Source organism: Runella limosa DSM 17973, from assembly GCF_000482465.1.
Classification (GTDB): Bacteria; Bacteroidota; Bacteroidia; order Cytophagales; family Spirosomataceae; genus Runella; species Runella limosa.
The window spans coordinates 146,167-166,400 of sequence record NZ_KI519428.1; the positions used below are offsets into that span (position 1 = coordinate 146,167).

14 protein-coding genes are annotated in these 20,234 nt (G+C 46.1%); 12 read left to right on the top strand and 2 right to left on the bottom strand.

The window, feature by feature from the left end; all coding sequences use genetic code 11:
• Nucleotides 1-211 precede the first annotated feature (211 nt).
• The 8 genes from K339_RS0128085 (at nt 212) to kdgD (ending at nt 12,355) form a co-directional block, all read left to right on the top strand.
• Nucleotides 212-880: an RNA polymerase sigma-70 factor gene (locus tag K339_RS0128085; RefSeq protein ID WP_051398306.1), complete on the top strand. Its 669-nt coding sequence runs from the start codon at nt 212-214 to the stop codon at nt 878-880.
• A gap of 41 nt (nt 881-921) precedes the next feature.
• Entirely contained in the window at nt 922-1,923 is a 1,002-nt protein-coding gene (locus tag K339_RS0128090; protein ID WP_028526576.1) for a FecR family protein, read from the top strand.
• A gap of 456 nt (nt 1,924-2,379) precedes the next feature.
• Nucleotides 2,380-5,505 carry a SusC/RagA family TonB-linked outer membrane protein gene (locus K339_RS0128095; RefSeq protein ID WP_028526577.1) on the top strand — a complete coding sequence of 1,042 codons (3,126 nt, stop codon included), beginning with the start codon at nt 2,380-2,382 and terminating at the stop codon, nt 5,503-5,505.
• Between the two features lie 63 nt (nt 5,506-5,568).
• The gene (locus K339_RS0128100; RefSeq protein WP_084332340.1) at nt 5,569-7,119 is read left to right on the top strand and encodes a SusD/RagB family nutrient-binding outer membrane lipoprotein; all 1,551 of its coding nucleotides are present in this window, start codon (nt 5,569-5,571) and stop codon (nt 7,117-7,119) included.
• A gap of 174 nt (nt 7,120-7,293) precedes the next feature.
• Entirely contained in the window at nt 7,294-8,724 is a 1,431-nt protein-coding gene (locus K339_RS0128105; RefSeq protein ID WP_028526579.1) for a GntP family permease, read from the top strand.
• A gap of 21 nt (nt 8,725-8,745) precedes the next feature.
• A complete protein-coding gene (locus tag K339_RS0128110) occupies nt 8,746-9,864 on the top strand; it encodes a mannonate dehydratase (protein WP_028526580.1) in 1,119 nt (372 codons plus the stop codon).
• A 170-nt stretch (nt 9,865-10,034) separates the two neighbouring features.
• Nucleotides 10,035-11,348: an enolase C-terminal domain-like protein gene (locus K339_RS0128115; protein WP_037302088.1), complete on the top strand. Its 1,314-nt coding sequence runs from the start codon at nt 10,035-10,037 to the stop codon at nt 11,346-11,348.
• Between the two features lie 101 nt (nt 11,349-11,449).
• Nucleotides 11,450-12,355, top strand: a complete 906-nt coding sequence (kdgD, locus tag K339_RS0128120; protein WP_028526582.1) for a 5-dehydro-4-deoxyglucarate dehydratase — start codon at nt 11,450-11,452, stop codon at nt 12,353-12,355.
• A 65-nt stretch (nt 12,356-12,420) separates the two neighbouring features.
• Here kdgD and K339_RS0128125 read toward each other — a convergent pair whose 3' ends face one another.
• Nucleotides 12,421-13,194, bottom strand: coding sequence for a DUF2310 family Zn-ribbon-containing protein (locus K339_RS0128125; RefSeq protein ID WP_028526583.1), 774 nt, complete (start codon nt 13,192-13,194; stop codon nt 12,421-12,423).
• 254 nt (nt 13,195-13,448) lie between these two features.
• On the opposite strand from K339_RS0128125, the gene K339_RS0128130 reads away from it, so the two are divergent.
• Nucleotides 13,449-14,426, top strand: a complete 978-nt coding sequence (locus K339_RS0128130; RefSeq protein WP_028526584.1) for a ThuA domain-containing protein — start codon at nt 13,449-13,451, stop codon at nt 14,424-14,426.
• 39 nt (nt 14,427-14,465) lie between these two features.
• Here K339_RS0128130 and K339_RS0128135 read toward each other — a convergent pair whose 3' ends face one another.
• Nucleotides 14,466-15,071 (bottom strand): Uma2 family endonuclease, encoded by a 606-nt coding sequence (locus tag K339_RS0128135; RefSeq protein ID WP_028526585.1) that lies wholly within the window; start codon nt 15,069-15,071, stop codon nt 14,466-14,468.
• A gap of 24 nt (nt 15,072-15,095) precedes the next feature.
• Between K339_RS0128135 and K339_RS38060 the strand changes: the two genes are divergently transcribed.
• From K339_RS38060 to K339_RS0128145, 3 genes are read left to right on the top strand one after another with little or no spacing between them, the layout of a single operon-like run.
• Nucleotides 15,096-15,218: a hypothetical protein gene (locus K339_RS38060; protein ID WP_262506083.1), complete on the top strand. Its 123-nt coding sequence runs from the start codon at nt 15,096-15,098 to the stop codon at nt 15,216-15,218.
• Nucleotides 15,219-15,275: 57 nt separating this feature from the next.
• Nucleotides 15,276-18,056 (top strand): DUF7133 domain-containing protein, encoded by a 2,781-nt coding sequence (locus K339_RS0128140; RefSeq protein WP_028526586.1) that lies wholly within the window; start codon nt 15,276-15,278, stop codon nt 18,054-18,056.
• Nucleotides 18,057-18,069: 13 nt separating this feature from the next.
• Nucleotides 18,070-20,193, top strand: a complete 2,124-nt coding sequence (locus tag K339_RS0128145; protein WP_028526587.1) for a xanthine dehydrogenase family protein molybdopterin-binding subunit — start codon at nt 18,070-18,072, stop codon at nt 20,191-20,193.
• Nucleotides 20,194-20,234: the final 41 nt, after the last annotated feature.

The following is a 20,234-nucleotide window of genomic DNA, read 5'->3' on the forward strand; positions in this document are numbered from 1 at the left end:
AAACCTTAACTTTCAGATTTGAGAATCTGAAAGCACTTGATGCCGTGCCGTTGGATACTCATATCCAACGCTTGAGGTTTCTCAAAACCTCGTCTCTAGCGAGAGCAATCCTCTTGTTCTAAATAAAATTCAAAAAAATAAAAATATTTTTCAATTCGTGTAAGGAAGTATTCGTGCGAACTTGTCTTTAGAGAAAGGATACCAAAGGACAATGAAGCAAGCTAGACCCGATTGTATTGAAACTAAGGATACTCCTATCACCACACCATTATCTCCTTCCGACGATAAAAAAGTTGTGGAGTTTGATGATGAATTGTTTATCCGAAAAACATTTGAAACCAATGCACGGGAAGGAATAGCCTTGCTCTACAAACGCTATTATCAACCCCTCTGTACCCACGCGGTGAAGTACGTTGGTTCGCGAGAAACGGCCGAAGACCTTGTCTCCGAAATCTTTTTTCAGCTGTATGCCAACAAAACGTTTTGCGACATTACTTCCTCTTATCGGTTTTACCTATTTCGAGCCGTTCGCAATAAAGCGTATAACTACCTCCGTTGGGATTTGAGCCGTAAAGCAGACCTGCTTGAAGCTGCCCAAAAACCTACGCTTGACGAATACCAACCCGATCACATCAGCCAATTTGAAGAGCTTTACCACGATGTCGAAGAGGCTGTTAATAAACTTCCCATTGAGCGGCGAAAGATTTATTTGATGCGAAAATTTGAAGGAAAAAAGTACCAAGAAATTGCGGATGAGCTGAATCTTTCCGTGAAAACAGTGGATGTACAACTTCATCGGGCTAATCAGTACATTCGAGCACTACTTAAAGAAAAGTGGTTACTTTCTGAAGTTTTAGTCGTATTAAGTCTCATTTTTTAACCAAAACGATCACGTTTGTGAGGTTTTTACTACTTACATCAATGAACATAGAAGTTACAAAAGAAATTATATTTAACTATTTGTCAGGACGCGCGTCGGCCTTACAAAAACGAATGATAGATGATTGGGTTAAAAAACCTGAAAACGAAGAGCTGTTTTACAAATGGCTGGTCGAATATGAGTGCCAAAATCCGCAGTACAGTACCGATATAGCTGCTGGTTTAGACCGTTTTAATCAATTGGCTAATCAAGTTGATGAAAATCCAGATTGGTCGATTTTAGCCGAATCAGAAGCGAAAGAAATGAGCCGTTTTTCATGGAAATGGTGGGCTATTGCAGCTTCAATAATCAGTGTTTTAGTAAGTGGATGGGTATATCAAGATGCGTTTTTGTATAAAATTCATCGTACTGAATTTGGTGAAACCCAAACAATTACCCTTAGCGACGGCACCCAAGTAACACTCAATGCCAATTCATCGTTGGAAGTTCCTCGATTTGGCTTTGGTAAAAAAACGCGCCAAGTTAGATTGACGGGAGAAGCTAATTTTACGGTTACGCATACCATTGATAACCAACGATTTGTGGTGAAAACTGAAAAAGGGGTGGAAATAGTTGTCTTAGGGACAGAATTTTCGGTTTATACCCGTCACAAAGAAGCCAAAGTGGTGCTGAACAAAGGCAAAGTTCAGTTGCGCTACCAAGAAGGGAAAACGCAAAAAGAGCTGATGATGAAGCCTGGAGAATTGGTGACGTTTGACCAAAGTAATCACCTCAAAAAAGAAATCACGGATCAACCTGAAAAACATACGGCATGGAAAGAACACCGCTTTGTGTTTGACGATACAACCTTGGAAGAATTTGTCCGAATTATGGCGGATAATTACGGTTTAAAAGTAATTATCGCCGATGATTCTTTGGCCCAACGGACGCTTGTGGGGTCGTTTCGGGCCAATAACGCCGACGAATTGCTTGAAATCGTTTCCGAAATATTTAACCTCCAAATCACCAAAGTGGGTGATACTGTACTTCTTACTGATAAATAATAGACCCAAACCTGTGTTATAATGAAGACAAACCTACAAAAATCAAGTTGGGTAGGTAGTTTACTACTTGCCTTATTGCTCTTTGGGCGGCCAAGTTGGTCGCAGCAGGTGTATGCCAAAGCGTATAAACTTGCGCCAAGACCCGAACAAAAAACGGCGCCTGAAACTCAAAAATTAAAAGGAGTTTTGAGCCAACTTAAAAGCTATTATCGCGTTGATATTCTTTTTGAAGGTGGGCTTGTAGATGGCTTTGTAGTGCCTACCGACCTTGTTGATTACAAAGCCTCGTTAGAGTCGAATTTAGAGAAAGTTTTGAAAGTTTCGGGACTGAACTACAAGAAGGTAAAAGAGGGGGCGTACGTGATTTTAGATTCTAAAAAATCCAAAAAAACGGCGGAAGCTGACGCCCGATTTCAAGAGAGCATTATTGCCCCTCAGCTCACCGAAAAACCCTTGATGACGGAGGTTTCAGTGGTGAGAGCCGTAGAAAAAATGGAAATATTGGCCGAACTCATCAAAGGGAAAGTGTCCGACGAAAAGGGCGTAGGTCTGCCAGGCGTGAGTGTCCTCATTAAAGGAACACAACGCGGTACTACCACCAACGTTGATGGAGCATATCAATTGGAGGTGCCCAACAACGCGGCGGTGCTGGTCTTTAGCTACGTCGGATACGAAAGCAAGGAGGTTATCGTAGGTACTCAAACGGCAATCAACATTTCGCTAGCACCCGAAAGTAAGTCGTTGGGTGAGGTGGTTGTGACGGCCTTGGGGATAAAAAAACAAGCTAAAAGCGTGGGTTATGCGACCGCAACGGTAGGCACAGACGAAATGACAGTCAACCGTACTGCCAATTTTATGAATGCGTTGCAGGGTAAAATGGCGGGGGTAAATATCACATCGTTGGGGTCTGGTCCCGCTGGTACGAGCAAAATTCGTATTCGCGGCCAATCGTCGTTTGGGGGAAATAATTCGCCTTTGATTGTGGTCAATGGCGTGCCCATCGACAATACCAACAACGGCGCGCGCGGTGATGTTTCCGAAAAAGGAAGCAACCGTACCTCCGATGGTGGTGATGGTTTGAGTAGTATCAACCCCGACGACATTGAGTCGATGACGGTCTTAAAGGGTGCGGCGGCTTCGGCCTTGTACGGTTCTCGCGCCAAAGACGGCGTCATTATGATTACGACCAAAAATCGTGGTTCGGGCTCGGGCGTTTCTTTGACATATAATTCCAATTTTACGTCCGAAACGCCCTTGGATTATACCGATTATCAGTACGAATACGGTCAGGGCGAAAACGGCCTGCGTCCAACGGCTGCTTTTCCTACGTCGGGGCAATGGAGTTTTGGAGAAAAATTTCAGCCTGGAATGACGCAAGTTTTGTTTGATAATATCACGGCTCCGTATGAGCCACAGCGTAATCAACTTTCCCAGTTTTACCAAAAAGGATATACTTGGACCAATACCATGACGCTATCTTCGGGAGGTGAAAATGGGGGATTTAGCCTTTCGGTATCTAACTTAGACAACCGTACCATTCTCCGAAATTCGGGTTATCACCGTCGGACAATCAACCTTGGTTTTACCCAAACGTTTGCCAAGAAGTTAACGGTTTCGGGAAACGTAAACTATTCAAACGAATACCGCAAAAACCCGCCAAACATTGCCGAACAAGATTATAGTCCCGTGATTATCTTCAACATGGCAAATTCGATGCCGTTGGATTTGTTGGAAAAATATGCTGAAGATGCCAACGGAAACGAAGTAGTTTGGTCGCGCTTTACCAACCGTACCAATCCTTATTTCGCCCTCAAACGCTTCGATAATATTCAAAATGACCGTATTTTCGGTAACCTGACGGCTCGCTATAACTTTACAGATTGGTTGTTTTTACAAGGTCGGGTAGGGCAAGATTACTATTCGAGAGAACAAGATTACAACCTGCCCACAGGTACGCAGCGGCAACCAGCAGCCCCCGCAGGTTTTGTGAATGGGCAATTTGTACAAGATGCGCGTAGTGTACGCGAACTCAACGCCGATTTCTTGTTGGGGGCTAATCGTACGTTTGGGGTCATTGGGATGAACGTGAACGTGGGGGGCAATCAAATGTACCGCCGAATCAGCCGCCACAATGTGTTTGTGCAAGATTTTTATACCAGAAACCTATATACCGTTGGAAATGGTCGTTTGCGTGATGCCACCTACGATTTTTCTGAGCGCCAAGTGAACTCCCTTTATGCGTCGGCAGAGGTGTCGTATAAAGACTATTTGTTTTTGAACGGAACCGTACGCAACGATTGGTTCTCAACGTTGTCGCCAGCCAATAGAAGCATTTTGTACCCATCGGTCACGGCAAGCTTTGTATTTTCACAAGCCTTTGCGACGAAGCTGCCCACTTGGATTAATTTCGGGAAAATCAGGGCTGCTTACGCCGAAGTGGGTAGCGATACCGACGTGTCACCTTATGCTAATAACCTATTTTACAGCATCAATGCGCAGCAGTTTCCCTCTCCAACGGGGGTGGCCCAGCCTTTGGGGACAATCAGTGGCAGTACCGTACCGAATCCTAACTTACGCCCCATGCGTGTCTCAGAGAAGGAATTTGGGTTGGAGTTGAAGTTGTTCAATAATTTCCTAGGACTTGATTTTACGTATTACGATAAACTGTCTTCAGACCAAATTTTGCGGGCGCAGACCTCCAATGCAGGCGGGTACTTAACGCAACTTATCAATGTAGGCCAGAGCCAAAACCGAGGTGTCGAAATGTTGGTGACTCTCAACCCCATTCGGCGCGAAGACCTCACCTGGAGCCTTATTCTGAACGCGGCGTACAACAAAACCAAGGTGTTGGATTTGGGAAGCGGCGTGAGCGATAACATGATTACCGTCGGTACGGGAGAATTTACGGGAGAGTTGCGCCAAGTGGTAGGGCAACCGATGGGGCAATTGTTCGGATTTGGTTACCTCCGCGACGCGCAAGGCCGCCAAGTATTTGACGCAGGAAATGGCCGCCCACTTCGTACAGCTACCCAAATTCCGTTTGGAAGTGCCTTGCCACTTTGGGTGGGTGGAATCACCAATAGCTTTAACTTCAAAGGGGTAGAGTTATCGTTTTTGATTGACTTTAAATTGGGTCATAAGATGATTTCGGGCACCAACCACAACGCTTGGCGACATGGTTTGCACAAGGCCACGTTGGTAGGTCGGGCGGAGAATTTTGTGATTGGAGACGGCGTAAATCCGAATGGGGAAGTAAACAAAACCAAGTCGGTTGTTCAGGCTTATTACGAAACGGTACGCTCGCAAAACATTGCTGAAGAGTTTGTTTATAACGCAGGTCTTTGGCAGCTACGCCAGATTTCGTTGGGGTATGATTTGAGTAAATTATTGCCTGCCAACCGTCGATTTATCAAAGGAATCCGCCTCAATGCCGTTGCTAATAACGTAGCAGTTATCAAAAAATGGGTGCCAAACATCCACCCAGAGCAGTTTGGATTTTCGTCCGATAACCTCGTCGGCCTCGAAGCTACGGGGCTTCCCATTACCCGAAACATTGGTTTTAATTTAAACGTGAAGTTTTAATCCTTTTGACTCCCGAAGGAACGAATAGAACGTTTTCGAAAACACCTTAAAAAGAAACAAACAATGAAGAATATATTCAAAAAAATAGCTGGTTCGCTCCCTTTTTGGACGACAATCGTTGTTGGAGTGGGGGGCTTGGTTGGCTGCGATAAAGGGTTTGATGAAATGAACGTAAACCCGATTGCCCTTACGGCTGTTGACCCTGGCTATCAACTTAATACCGCCATTGTCAATACCGCTCCTGCCTACGGGAACTTGAGTTACGAAACGACCATCGTCAAGCAGATGATTACGCCCTTTAGCGGGCAAGGGTCGGCGGCGAATTTTAACCAAGACAACCGTGGAGTTGCGTCGGGCAATTGGAATACGTATTACCAAACCAACATCAAAGAACTGACAGACGCCCTTGCCAAAACCAAAGATATTCCCGCGCGGGCAAACCTCTACAACATGATTCGGATTTGGCAGGCCTATTCGTTCATGATTTTGACCGATACCTACGGGGATATTCCTTATACCCAAGCAGGACGGAACTATTTGGACGGAATTTCAACGCCTATATACGACACCCAAGAGTCGGTGTATATGGCGATTTTGAGCGAATTAGACGGCGCTTCGGCGGCCTTGGATGCTTCCAAAGCCAAAGCGGCTACCGATTTGCTATACGATGGTGATGTGACCAAGTGGAAGCGGCTGGGCTACTCACTTTTGTTGAGAGCGGCCATGCGTTTATCAAAAGTAAACCCCGCAAAAGCGGCAGAATACGTGGCCAAGGCAGTGACAGGCGGGGTGATGCAATCCAACGCTGATAATGCGATAATTCGTCACAATGCGAGTTTTACCAACCCTATCGGTTCGCAACTCAACGGTGGTCAATCGGCGTTCTTTTACCTTTCCGAAGATTTTGTGGAGTATTTGAATAAAAACAATGACCCTCGTTTGGCCTCGATTGCGGTTCGCTACGTGGGTGCAACGAGTGGTGCCCAGCAGGTGGAGTCGCGGGCTAATCGTACGTCTGCGGTTCAGATTGGGGCTCCTCAAGGTTACGACAACACGACAATAAGCACCGCCGTGGCTGCAAAAAAACTGGCAAGTTTGTGGGATTATAGTCAATTGGATCGTACGCGTATGGGTGGATTAACGGCTCCTAGTTTTTTGGTGACTTATGCCCAAACCCAATTGTTGTTGGCAGAGGCAGTGTATCGGAAATGGACAACGGGCGATGCCGCTACACTGTATGCTAATGGAATAAAAGCGAATATGCAACAGTATGCGGGCTACGGTACAAGTTCGGCCATTGCCGACGCGGCGATAGATACATACGTGAAAGCGAATCCGTTAGCGGTTGGAAAAGAGTTGGAACAAATCAATACCCAGTATTGGGTGGCAACGTTTCTCAATGGGCCTGAATCATGGGCGAACTTCCGTCGCAGCGATTACCCCGTGTTGTCGCCTAATACATACCCAGGGAAAGACCTCAAAACTGAGCCATTTATTCGCCGTTTGACCTATACCGATGCGGAGTTGAACGTCAATAAAGTCAACGTCCAAAAGGCCATCGACCGCCAAGGCCCTAACTTGTTAGATACCCGCATCTGGTGGGACAAAAAATAATAGACTTGCCAAGTCTAATGAAAGTAGAGAAAAGACTTGGCAAGTCTTGAAACTAAGATAGCCAGACTTGCCAAGTCTGATAAAAGTAGAAAAAAGACTTGGCAAGTTTAGAAATTAAGATAACCAGACTTGCCAAGTCTAGAAAAAAGTATAAACCTAAACCTAAAACCCTGAATGTCTGACCCCTTATTTATCTTGTCGGTGGGCGTGTTGATTGTGGTGGGCGGAATCATTGGCGTCAAGCTACATCCGTTTTTAGCACTGTTGTTAGGTGCCTTGGCCGTTGCGATGTTGACACCACCCGAAGTCATTGAGCAATACGCTTTGTCCAAAGGCACTGCTCCCGCTGCGGCATTGGCCTTGTCGAAAAAGAGTGTAGGCGAGCGCATTGCTACCGAGTTTGGAAATACCTGCGCCAAAATTGGCATTCTGATAGCGATGGCGGCCATTATCGGAAAATGTATGCTAGAAAGCGGCGCCGCCGAGCGCATCATTCGCTCGATTCTCCGCCTAACGGGCATCGAAAAAGCACCCATTGCTTTCCTGTTAAGTAGCTTTTTTCTCGGCATTCCCGTCTTTTTTGACACCGTTTTGTTTCTAATGGTGCCCCTCGCCAAAGCCATGACCCTCCGCATTGGTAAAAATTACCTGTTGTTGGTGTTGTGCATCATGGCGGGTGCGGCAATGGCCAATTCGCTGGTGCCGCCTGCGCCTGGCCCGTTGTTTCTGATTGGCGAAATGCACATTCCGATGGGTTTGATGATGGTGACAGGCGTCATCGTGGGGCTTTTTACGATTACCTCGGGCTACTTTTTTGCCCTTTGGGCCAACAAAAAATGGCCAATTGAACTCCGTGACTCATTGGATGCAAAACTCGAAGACATGAAGTCGATTGCGGCCAAAGAAACCAAACAACTCCCTTCGTTGGGGATTTCGTTGATGCCCGTGGCTGTGCCTTTATTTTTTATTTGCCTCGATACAGCTTTTAGCGCGTTTTTTAAAGCAAGCGAAGTCTCGCCCTTCTTGGTGGCAATTGTGAAATTTTTTGGTGATAAAAACATCGCCATTCTCACGGGAGGATTCATTGCGTTGTGGGTGTTGGCAAGTCAGAAAAAAGAGGCTAAAAAAGACGGATTAACGCCTTTTGTGCAATCGGCTTTGATGAGTGGCGGAGGTATTATTTTGATTACGGCGGCGGGTGGTGCGTTTGGGGGAATGTTGCAGCAAACGGGCATCAGTAGCCGCATTGCTGACCTGACCAAAGAATACCAAATGGCGCTTATTCCGATGGCATTTTTTATTGCGGCAGTGGTACGTACCGCCCAAGGGTCGGCTACGGTGGCGTTGATTACGGCTTCGGGTATTTTGTCAGGAATGGCCAGCAACGCCAACCTGTCGTTTCACCCTGTTTATCTAGGGTTAGCGATTGGATGTGGCTCAAAATTAGTGCCTTGGATGAATGATGCTGGTTTTTGGATTATCTGTAAATTGAGCAACCTTACAGAAAAAGAAGCCCTCAAAACCATTTCGCCGTTGCTAGTAGTGATGGGGTTGACGGGGTTGATTGTCATTATGATTGGAGCGGCTTTGTTTCCATTGGTATAAAAAATAACCGTTTAAAATAAGATGAAACGTAGTAATTTTCTCAAAGCAGTTGCCGTCGGTTCGGTAAGTGCTTCGGTAACAGGTGCCGAAAAGGCCCATGCGGCGTCGCTGGTTACGCCTCCCAAAAAAGTATTGATGAAAGCAGGCTGCCAATCGGGCGGGACGAGTGTTGAAAACCTTGAGTTCAAAGCCCGTCATGGTATCTTTAACATTGATGGTGGTTCACCGAAAGTAATTCCTGGCAAAGGTTGGGATTTGGAAGATTCGTTGGCCAAAAAAGAAGCCTGCGAAAAGTACGGCATTAGTTTGGACGCGTACCATTATCCCTTGAGCTCGGCAGGAATAGACCGCGTGATTTACCCCAATATTATGTTGGGAAAAAGCCCTGAACGTGACCGTGAGATTGAGTATTTACAACAAATGATTCAAGTGGCGGGCAAATCAGGGATTAAAGTATTGAACTACAATACGACGATTTTGCCCGTGTTGCGGACGGGAAAATACATCGACCCAAAACGCGGCAATGCCGAATATAGCGTATGGAACTACGAAGAAGCATTGAAAAGAAATGATCCTAAAACTATCGCAGGTGATGTATCAATCGACCAAATTTTTGAGCGGATTACGTATTTACTCGACCGTTTGTTGCCCGTTGCTAAAGAGTACAAAGTAAAACTCGCCAACCACATCGCCGACCCGCCAGTTCCTGCCGCTTACCGTGGCGTGATGCGTTGGAATAGTCCAGACGTATTTAAAGGGATTCAGCGTTTTGCTAAATTGTATGACAACGAATACCACGGCTTTAACTTTTGCATTGGCTCCATTGCAGAGGGACTCAAAGACCCTAAAAACGAAATTTATCCCATCATCAAATGGGTAGGAGAGCGCAATCAAATTTTTAACGTTCACCTAAGAAACATCAAAGGAAGTTTCAATAATTTCCAAGAAGTCTATCCCGACAACGGGGACATGGATTTTGTTAAGGTCGTTAGAGCGTTACGCGATGTAGGTTATTCGGGGATGGTTATGCCCGACCACGTACCGCACCACCACGCTGCCAACAGCACCCAAGAAGCTTTTGCGTTTTGCTATGGTTACATCAAAGGTTTGTTGCAAGTAGTTGCCAGCGAAACGGCTTAATAGCACTCGCTCGCCCCGAAATCCATTCGGGGCGCAAAATGGTTTAGCGTCTCCGACGCCAAAAAGATTCATAAAAAGTTTGGCAAAAACGTAAGATTGAGCCCCCAACCTTCTTTAAAAGGTAATTAACTTTCTCTATCTTATTTTTTACCAATTTATTCAACTTACCTATGGCTATCAGTTTGCCCACCAAAGGACCAAGAATTAAAGAATTTAACATTACACCCATCGCGGTGGTGGACCCGCCTTTGCTCAATGCGGCGGGGCTTCACGCGCCTTATGCGTTGCGTACGGTGGTGGAACTTATCACCGACGACAACATCGTAGGAATCAGTGAAATCCCTGGCAATATCGACATCGACAAGGCACTAGAGCGAAGCAAGCGCCTAATCATTGGCCAAGACCCGTTTCAACTCAATAAAATCAAGGACATTCTCCAAGCCGAATTTGGCACAGAAAAACCTGCCGACCGTGGTTTTACCCCTTGGGATCAGCGAACGGTCGTTCACGTTTTTAGCTCCATTGAAGTGGCGTGTTTGGACATTATCGGTAAAATCATCAACCGTCCCATCGTCGATTTGTTAGGCGGGCGTCGGCGCGATGCAGTGCCGTTTTCTGCTTATTTATTTTATAAATACGAAGGAGCAGGAGGTGAACTTGAGTTTGGCACCGACCCCAACGCCACGGGTTGGGCAGCGGCTCGTCAGGCAAGTGCGCTCAACCCCGAAGAGATTGTAGCCCAAGCACATGCCATGTGTAAGGAGTTTGGTTTTAAATCAATTAAGCTCAAAGGGGGCGTATTCGAGCCTCGTCAAGAAGTGGATGCTATTTTGGCTTTGCACAAAGCTTTTGGCCCCGATGTGCCTTTGCGTTTAGATCCAAATGCCCTTTGGACGGTAGAAACTTCCATTCAGTACGGCAAAGAAATGGAAGGCGTATTGGAGTATTTGGAAGACCCATGCCGAGGTCAGCAAAACATGGCGACGGTTCGGAAAGCTCTCAAAACACCGCTGGCAACCAACATGTGTACGACTTCCTTTGGCGACATTCCCAGAGCAATTGAGTTAGGTTCGGAAGACATCATTCTGAGTGACCACCATTTTTGGGGCGGTTTGCAAGAATCTATGAAACTCACCAGCGTTTGCGAAACCTTTGGGCGCGATTTATCAATGCACTCCAACTCTCATTTAGGCATTTCGTTGGCTGCGATGGTGCATTTAGGGGCGGCTATACCTAACCTACGTTATGCCCTCGATACCCACTATCCTTGGCAATCGGATGAAATTGTGGTGGGTGGCCGCTTGAAGTTTGAAGAAGGTTCCGTCGCTGTTCCCGAAGGCCCAGGCTTGGGCGTAGAGTTGGACAAAGCGGCCTTGGCAAAATTGCACGAAAACTACCTCAAATGTGGCCTCACCAAACGTGACGACGAAATCGAGATGCAAAAAGTAGTACCAGGCTGGAAATTTATGGCAACACGTTGGTAAATAGAGAGATGAGTTGTGAGCTATGAGATATAAGTGTATATTCTCTATCAAACTCAGGAACAACTCATCGCTTATAACTAATCACTCATCACTAAAAAAACATGGAACTTTCAAAAATAAAATCATCGCTCGAAGACGGGCTACTTTCTTTTCCAATTACCGATTTTGACGAAAATGGAGAATTCAACGCCGAAACTTACGCCGACCGTCTCGAATGGTTTGTAAGCCATGAGGTCTCGTCGGTCTTTGTAGCGGGTGGAACGGGTGAGTTTTTCTCGCTATCGGCAGCAGAATATGAGCAGATTGTCAACCTTTCGGCGAAGGTCGTAGCCGAACGCGTACCCGTCATTTCGAGCGTGGGGCGAAGCATTCCTGAGGCCATTGCCTTTGCGAAAATGGCCGAAAAAGCGGGTGTCAATGCGCTGTTGCTCTTCCCTCCCTACCTGACCGAATGCCCGCAAGATGGGGTGTTTGAGTATGCCAAAGCTATTATTCAAAATACGACTTTGCCCGTCATTTATTACAATCGTGGTAACGGGGTTTTGTCGGCCGACTACATAAAAAAACTGGCGGATGCTTGCCCAAATTTCATTGGCTTGAAAGACGGAACGGGGAATATGCAAGACCTGAACGACACCATCAAAACGGTAGGAAAGCGTTTGTCGTACATCGGGGGAGTGCCCACGGCAGAAATCATTGCCGAAGCCTATTTGTCAATTGGGGTCAATACGTATTCGTCGGCAGCGTTCAATTTTGTGCCTGAATTGGCTAATAAGTTCTACCATAGCCTCCGCGCGGGTGATACCGAAACGGTTGCCGAAATCACCAAAAATTTCTACATTCCGTTGGTGCGTTTGCGCAGTAAGAAAAATGGCTATGCGGTGAGCTTAATCAAAGCTGGAGCAAAAATAATTGGTAAAAGCGCAGGTAATGTACGGCCGCCCTTATCAATGCCTACCGACGCGGACTACGCCGAACTTGAAAAAATCATCAAAGCAAATAGCTAAAATCCAACCTCCCGAAAGTTTCAAAACTTTCGGGAGGTTTTGAAATCATACCGCAAAAGTTTCTTTCAAAATGCTACAGGTGAAAAAGTGGATAGTAATTTGCATTTTTCACACTTAAAGTTATAAAAATCAAGAAGAGGTTTTTTGAGAAGCCAGTTCCCATGGCAGGATGGGCATAGTCTTTCTTTGTCTTTTTGTAACGAGATTCGGCGGTAATTGTGCAAGTAATAATACGTTGGGATTTCTGTTGCTTCCCAAATTCTTTGACAAATGGCTGTTCCTTGTTTGGAGAGTGACGACTTTGGGTCACTCATCTGCATTGTTGCCCATTTTTCGCCAACAGTACAGTTCAATTGCAAATTATCGCAAGATTTATAATTAGTTTCCCAACTCAACATTTCATGCCTGTCATCGTAATTGAGTTGTGCCAATTTATACAATGGAACGATTTGGTTGCAAGTACCGCATTCCAAAAAGCCTGTGTCGTTTAAAGCATGGGTAAAAAGAACATAAAAGTCTGGTTTTTTACATTGGCAAGCGCCCCTGTGGTCTGAAATAGCTTTTCCAATAACTTCGGTTCTCAGTGTTGAATTACACCAATTCTCAATATCACCAATCCTTTTGGCGGTATATTCGTCATAATATTTTTCAGAAAGAGAAGTGTCTTCTAAAGTCGTCTGATAAGCGATGAGTGCATTCTCAGCAATGAAAGGTGTTTCGTAAGGCCCAATTATTTGTCCTCTCTTGCAAAGATTACTCATCAATATTTCAAACTCATCACAAAGTTTGGTTCTGTCAAAGGAAGAGTTAATAGATATAGAGAGTTTCTGTTTATACATGTTGATTATCTAAAAAATAAAGCCCTTACGCTATTCTAGTAATAAGTAGCTCTAGCCTAAGGCTTCATAGGTAGCAGGTTTACAGTATGGAGGTTCAATTTTCAAAGATAACATCAACGTCCCGAAAGTTTCAGAACTTTCGGGACGTTTTAAAAGGGTTTTCAAAAATCAATCCCAAAACAATAGATAGGAAGGAGACCTTTTTTGCTTTACATACCTAAAGGTAAAATGTACTTTAAACCCAAGGAAAACCAATGAAGAAACTCAGTTTTTTGCTTCTTGTGCTAGTGATAGGCATCTGTGCTAGCCATGTTTCGGTTGCTAATCCCTCAAAAAAAGTGTTAAAGGCACTGATTATTGATGGTCAAAATAACCACGAACAATGGCCTAAGATAACGTACATGATGAAGCGTTATTTGGAAGAAACGGGTAAATTTACCGTGGATGTACAGCGTACCTACTATACTTGGAACGGGGGCGATTTGGAGGCAAAGTACCCAATTAAAGGTATTCCTGCGACGCAATCATTGCCCAAGCCACGAATGGACTCGGCTTATCATCCTGATTTTTTCAAGTACGATGTCGTTATCTGCAATTTTGGATGGAATGCTGCCCCTTGGTCGGACGGCACGCAAGCCGATTTTGAAAAATACATCAGCAACGGTGGTGGTTTGGTAGTTGTCCATGCGGCTGATAATTCGTTTCCAATGTGGCCTGCCTACAACCGCATGATTGGTTTGGGTGGCTGGGGCGACCGCACCGAAAAAGATGGTCCGTTTGTGTACTATGATAAAGACGGCAAATTGGTGCGTGATACTAGCCCAGGTAGAGCGGGGTCGCACGGCGCGCAAAAGGAGTTTTTGATTACGGTTCGCAACTCGAAACACCCAATTACGAAGGGAATGCCGCTGAATTGGATGCACTCCAAGGACGAAATGTACGACCGCCTACGTGGGCCTGCCGAAAATATGGAGGTATTAGCGACGGCATTTTCTCCGAAAGACAACCGTGGTACTGACCGCCACGAACCGATGTTGATGACCATAAAACAGGGTAAAGGTCGCATTTTTCATACGCCGCTCGGCCACGTTGACTATTCGGTAGAGTGCGTGGGCTTTATTATTTCTCTTCAGCGCGGTGCACAATGGGCAGCTACGGGCAAAGTTGATATTCCCATTCCTACCGATTTCCCCACGGAAACGGCTGTGAGCCAGCGTAAGTTTGTGGAGTAATAGGCGTTTTGAGAAAGCGGTACTGGATGATTAAATTCATTAAGAAGCGCTGAAGATTTCTTTTAAATCGAGCTTTAAATCGGGGAAAATGACGCTTGTCAATACTTCATCGTCCACGTAAATTGTGGCTGGGCTATATATTTCTGCTTCGGTAAGGTGAAATTGAAAGGCATTTTCATGTTCGGGGTCAATAATCAGGTACTCTCTGACGCCATTTTCCTCGTAAAGTTCTTTTTTGAGCTTCATTTCTTTGGAAGAATTGCCTGGAGAAAGAATCTCAATCACCAAATCGGGAGCGCCTACGCATCCTTTATCATCAAGTTTATCTAAATCACAAATAATGCAAATGTCAGGTTGAACGACGCTATACACGTTTTTATCGCCTTTGGCTACTTTGCGTTTATCGTATAGCCGAACATCAAAAGGAGCGGCATAAGCTTCACAGCGATGATTTCGGAAAGTGTTCCCAATGGCTAATGTCAATGTCCAAGATATTTTTTGATGCCTACGACTTGGGCCAGACATCGGAAATATCTTTCCTTTGATAAGTTCGACGGCTTGTTCAAACTTCCACGAAAGATAGTCGGCGTACGTATAACTTTCGTGGGATAGGTCTAGTTGGGAAAGGCTCGTAATTTGATTCATAGCTTTAAATTTTTACAAAAATAAATGAAACGATTTGAAAACAAAGTAGCAATCGTAACGGGAGCTGCTTCGGGGATAGGCCGTGCAACTGCACATGGCGGTAGATGGCAGAGCGTTTGCGTAGAAATATCATTCGTAGGCGCCTAATTAGTAGATTTTGACCAATTTAGGCTTATACGTACAACTTGAAAAACCCAAAGTTGTATGCAAACCTCTACGTTAAAACTAGGCTTGATAAGTGCCTCCTTGGCACTTGCTTTTTGCTCTTTCATGGTCACTGCTCCCCCGAATGAATCGCTGAAAAAGGTGTACAAAAATCAATCAGATACCTTAACCAAAGTAAAGCTGCCTGCGGGGGTAGATCCCGAAAGTGAAGATTGGAAAGGGATTGATTTGGAGCCAAAAGCCCCCGTTAGACCGCTCGGAGTGGCCGAGGAGCAAAGTCGGTTTTTGCTGCCGCCAGGGTATCGAATTGAGCCTGTGTTGACCGAACCTGCCATTCAGCAACCTGGAGCGATAGCTTTCGATGGAAACGGACGTATGTACGTCTTGGAACTGCGCTCATATATGTTGGACGCTGATTCAAAAAATGAGCTGGAGCCTACCAGTCGCATCTCTCGTTGGGAAGACAAAAACAACGACGGCGTGTATGAGTCAGGAACGACTTTTTTGGATAATTTAATCTTCCCGCGTTTCGTGTTGCCTTACGGTAAAGATTGCATTTTGACCATGGAATCAGATGCCGATAACGTGTATAAATATACCGATACCAACGGCGATGGAAAGGCCGACAAGAAAGAACTTTTTACCACCAAATACGGACGTTCTGGAAACGTCGAACACCAGCAGGCGTTTATGTATTATGGCATGGACAACTGGCTGTACAGTACTGTCAATGCTTTTCGGGTGCGGGAAACGCCCAACGGGGTGATTCGGGAAAAAACGGGTTTTAACCGCGCACAATGGGGCGTAACTCACGATGACGACGGTAAGTTGTGGTTTCAAGGTGGGGCCAGTGGCTTGCCTTCGTATTTTCAGTTTCCGATTCATTATGGGAATTTTGACGTTCCCAACGAATTTGCCAAAGGCTTTGATGTACCTTGGGGTGCGCCCGTCAAACTAGCTGATATGCAGGGTGGTATGGACGAAGTGCGTCAGCCCGACGGTTCGCTAAATCGGGTGACAGGGGCGGCAGGAAATGACGTGTTTCGCGGCGACCGTTTGCCCGAAAACCTCAGAGGACAATACTTTTATGGTGAGCCCGTTGCGCGGATTGTTCGCCAAATTAATCCTGTTGTTTCAGAAGGATTAACCACGCTTCACAACGTATTTCAAGACCAAAAATCGGAGTTTTTACGCTCTACCGACCCGCTTTTTCGCCCCGTTGACATGGCTACTGCCCCCGACGGAACGATGTACATTGTGGATATGTACCACGGCATCATTCAGGAAGGACAATGGACGCAAAAAGGAACTTACCTCCGTACCAAAATTGAGCAATATCAACTGGATAAAGTGGTAGGACTGGGTCGAATTTGGCGCATTACCTACGATGGAAAGGAACGCGACAAAGCATCGCCAAAAATGCTCAATGAAAATTCGGCGGCTTTGGTCAAACATCTTGAACACCCCAACGGCTGGCGTCGTGATGCCGCTCAACAGTTAATCGTACTCAAAAAAGACCTTTCGGTGGTTCCAGCCTTGACTTCAATGGCGTTGACTAGCAAGAGTGTCGTTGCGCGCTTTCACGCGTTGTGGTCGTTGGAGGGATTGGGGGCGGTGAAAACAAGTGTTGTGCAAAAGTTAATGCAAGACCTCAATCCGCGTGTCCGTATTCAGGCCATTCGTGCGAGTGAAACGCTTTACAAAGCAGGCGAAAAAAGTTTAGAAACGACGTATGCCAATTTACTCAATGACCCCGACGCCAACGTGGTGATTCAAGCCATGATGACGGCCAAATTTTTGAAGTTGCCAAACATGGAAAGCGGTATCAAAGCCGTCATGGAGAAGAACAATGCAGCGGGCGTAAAACTGGTAGGTTCGCAAATTATTGAACCTCCTAAATCCAGAAATACGGGGCCGTTTGGCGGAGCGACTTTGGGTAAAGAACAACAGGCATCTTTGGATAGAGGTTCAATGATTTACAATGAGTTATGTTCGCAGTGTCACGGGAATAATGGACAAGGAACGCCCGCAGGAGGTGGTAAGTTGATTGCTCCAGCGTTGGCAGGTTCGGCCCGTATTCAGTCGCATCCCGAGTACGCTGTTCGGGTAGTTTTGCACGGAATGGAAGGGGCGATTGAAGGAAAAACCTACGCAGGAGGAATGATGACTTCGATGAAAGAACATTCGGATGAATGGGTGGCTGATGTCATTTCTTACATCCGTAATGGGTTGTCTAACGACGCGTCGATGGTGACGCCGCAGCAAGTGGCGAGCATTCGGGCTAAAACGGCCGACCAAAAAGGGATGTATCCGTATGATAAATTGATAAAAACAGTGCCGCACGAATTGCCGCCACAAGAAAGTTGGAAAATAACGGCGAGCCACACCACTTCGACCCGTATTGGGGGAAATGTCTCTCCTCAAAGTGCCTTTACCTACGAAGGTTGGACTACGGGCGGTCGTCAGTCCAAGGGAATGTGGTACCAAATTGAGTTTCCTAAGGAAATGAACTTGACCGAACTGCAATTTGTAGCACCTGCCAGTATCAAAAAAGGCTGGCAGCGCAACCCCAAAGCTCCCCAAACGCCACCTCCGATGGTGCAGTCTTACCCAAGGGCCTATACCGTTGAGACGTCGCCTGATGGGACAAATTGGAAGGAGTCCTTGGCACAGTTGAAGGGAAAAGAAGGGGAAAATGTGGTCTCTTTGGGGAACGTTAAAACCAAATTTTTACGCTTAAAACTAAACGAAGATTTGGCCCAAGACAGCGACGAGGTTCCGTGGTCGATGCGACAACTGAAGGTTTTTGGTCAAAATTAAAAAACAACACACCATGTCTAACAAATTGAATCGTAGGGGTTTTATAAAGGCTTCCACCATGATAGGAGGGGGTATTTTATTGAGTTTTCGGGCAAATGATTCGTTGGCGGCTACGTTGCCTGCGGAGGTTACTTTCAACAGTTACCTTTCCATTTCTCCCGATAACATCATCACCATTTTTGCCCCGAATCCAGAAGTAGGTCAAAACATCAAAACGGCGTTTCCGATGATTGTGGCCGAAGAACTGGACGCCGATTGGAAGAACGTAAAAATTGTTCAAGCCCATTTGGACACCAAAAAATTCAACCGTCAAGCCACGGCGGGGAGCGGAGCCATGCAACACTCGTGGGACCGACTTCGCAAAGCAGGGGCTACGGCTCGACAAATGCTCATGGAAGCTGCTGCAAAACGTTGGAACGTAGCTCCCCATACGGTGACGACGGACAATGGCTGGGTGTGGCACAAAGAATCTGGCCGCAAACTTAATTATGGTGAATTGGCCACCGAAGCCGCCGCCTTACCCGTACCGACAGAAGTAAAGTTTAAGGAGAAAAAAGACTATAAACTGGTTGGTAAACCCATTCACAACGTCGATAACGCAGACATTATTACGGGAAAACCGATCTATGGCTTGGATATTTATCGGGAAGGAATGCTGTTGGCGATGATTGAACGCCCGCCGTTTGGAACAAAAATAAAATCTGCTGAAATCGCCGAAGCGAAAGCCATGCCTGGTATCGTAGAGGTGATTGTTTTTAAAAATAAAGTGGCGGTCTTGGGTAAGTCCACGTGGCAGGTAATGAACGCCCGAAAGGCACTCAAAGTAACCTACGAGCCCGACGAAGCGGTGGAAAGCACGACCGACCACGACCGCATTATGAAACAATTGCTGGAAAAATCAGATGTAAAACCATCGCGCAAAGATGGTGATATAGAAGCTGTTTTGAAAACAGCGCCAAAAATTATTGCCCGCGAATACCAAGCACCTTTTTTGTCGCACGCCTGCATGGAACCTATGAATTTCTTTGCGCACGTAAAACAAGATGGCGTTGAGCTGGTTGGCCCTGCCCAATTGCCCGAAGATACCCGAAAAAATGTAGCAAAGCTATTAGGCGTTGATATTGAGAAGGTTACCTTGGAAATGACGCGTATGGGCGGCGGTTTTGGTCGCCGACAACGTTCGGATTATTCGATGGAAGCAGCCGAATTGTCGAGTTTGGTCAAAGCACCCGTCAAGCTGATGTGGACGCGCGAAGACGACATGCGAGGTGGGCAGTACCGCCCTGCGATGCGCTATCGTTTTGAGGCGGGATTGGATGAAAAGGGTAATTGGATAGGCTACCGAATGCGCGGAGTGGGTGTTAATTCAGGCAACAGTACACGCCCCGACCACTTTCCAGCGGGGGCCGTTCCCCATTTTCTGGTGGACTCCGTTGACCACAAATCTCCCGTAACCGTCAGTCCGTGGCGAGCGCCTTCTGAGAATTTTTTGGGGTTTGCCGAGCAGTCGTTTTTTGATGAAATCGCCACCGCTGCCAAACGCGACCCCATCGAATACCGTTTGGAGTACCTCGACAAAGCCCAAAAAACACCCGTTGGAGCCGTGAAATACGACATCGAGCGGATGAAGGGGGTGATAAAATTGGTAGCAGAAAAATCAAATTGGGGCAAAAAGAAAGGGGTATTTCAAGGTTTTAGCGCCTACTTTTCGCACGGTTCATACATTGCCCAAGTAGCTGAAATAGAGAAAAGTAAAGGGCGAATAGTATTAAAGAAAATTATCGCGGCCGTTGATTGTGGGGTAGTGGTCAACCTAAGCGGCGCTTACCAGCAAGTAAAAGGGGGAATCCTCGACGGTATTGGTCACGCCATGTACGGAGAGGTAACGCTGCAAAATGGTGTTCCCGACCAAAAGAACTTTGATACGTACCGCCTGATACGGATGAACGAAATTTTCGATGTGGACGTCCATTTTGTCGATAGTGCCATCAACCCGACGGGCTTAGGTGAACCCGCCCTGCCACCCGCCGCCGCCGCTTTTGCCAATGCTTTCTTTAAAGCTACAGGCAAACGCCTTTACAATCAGCCTTTTGTGAAAGAAGAGGCGATGAAGGGAGTGAAGTTTGGGAAAAATTAAATTTCTATGCTAATATTTAGTAATTTAAGAGCGAAAATCGT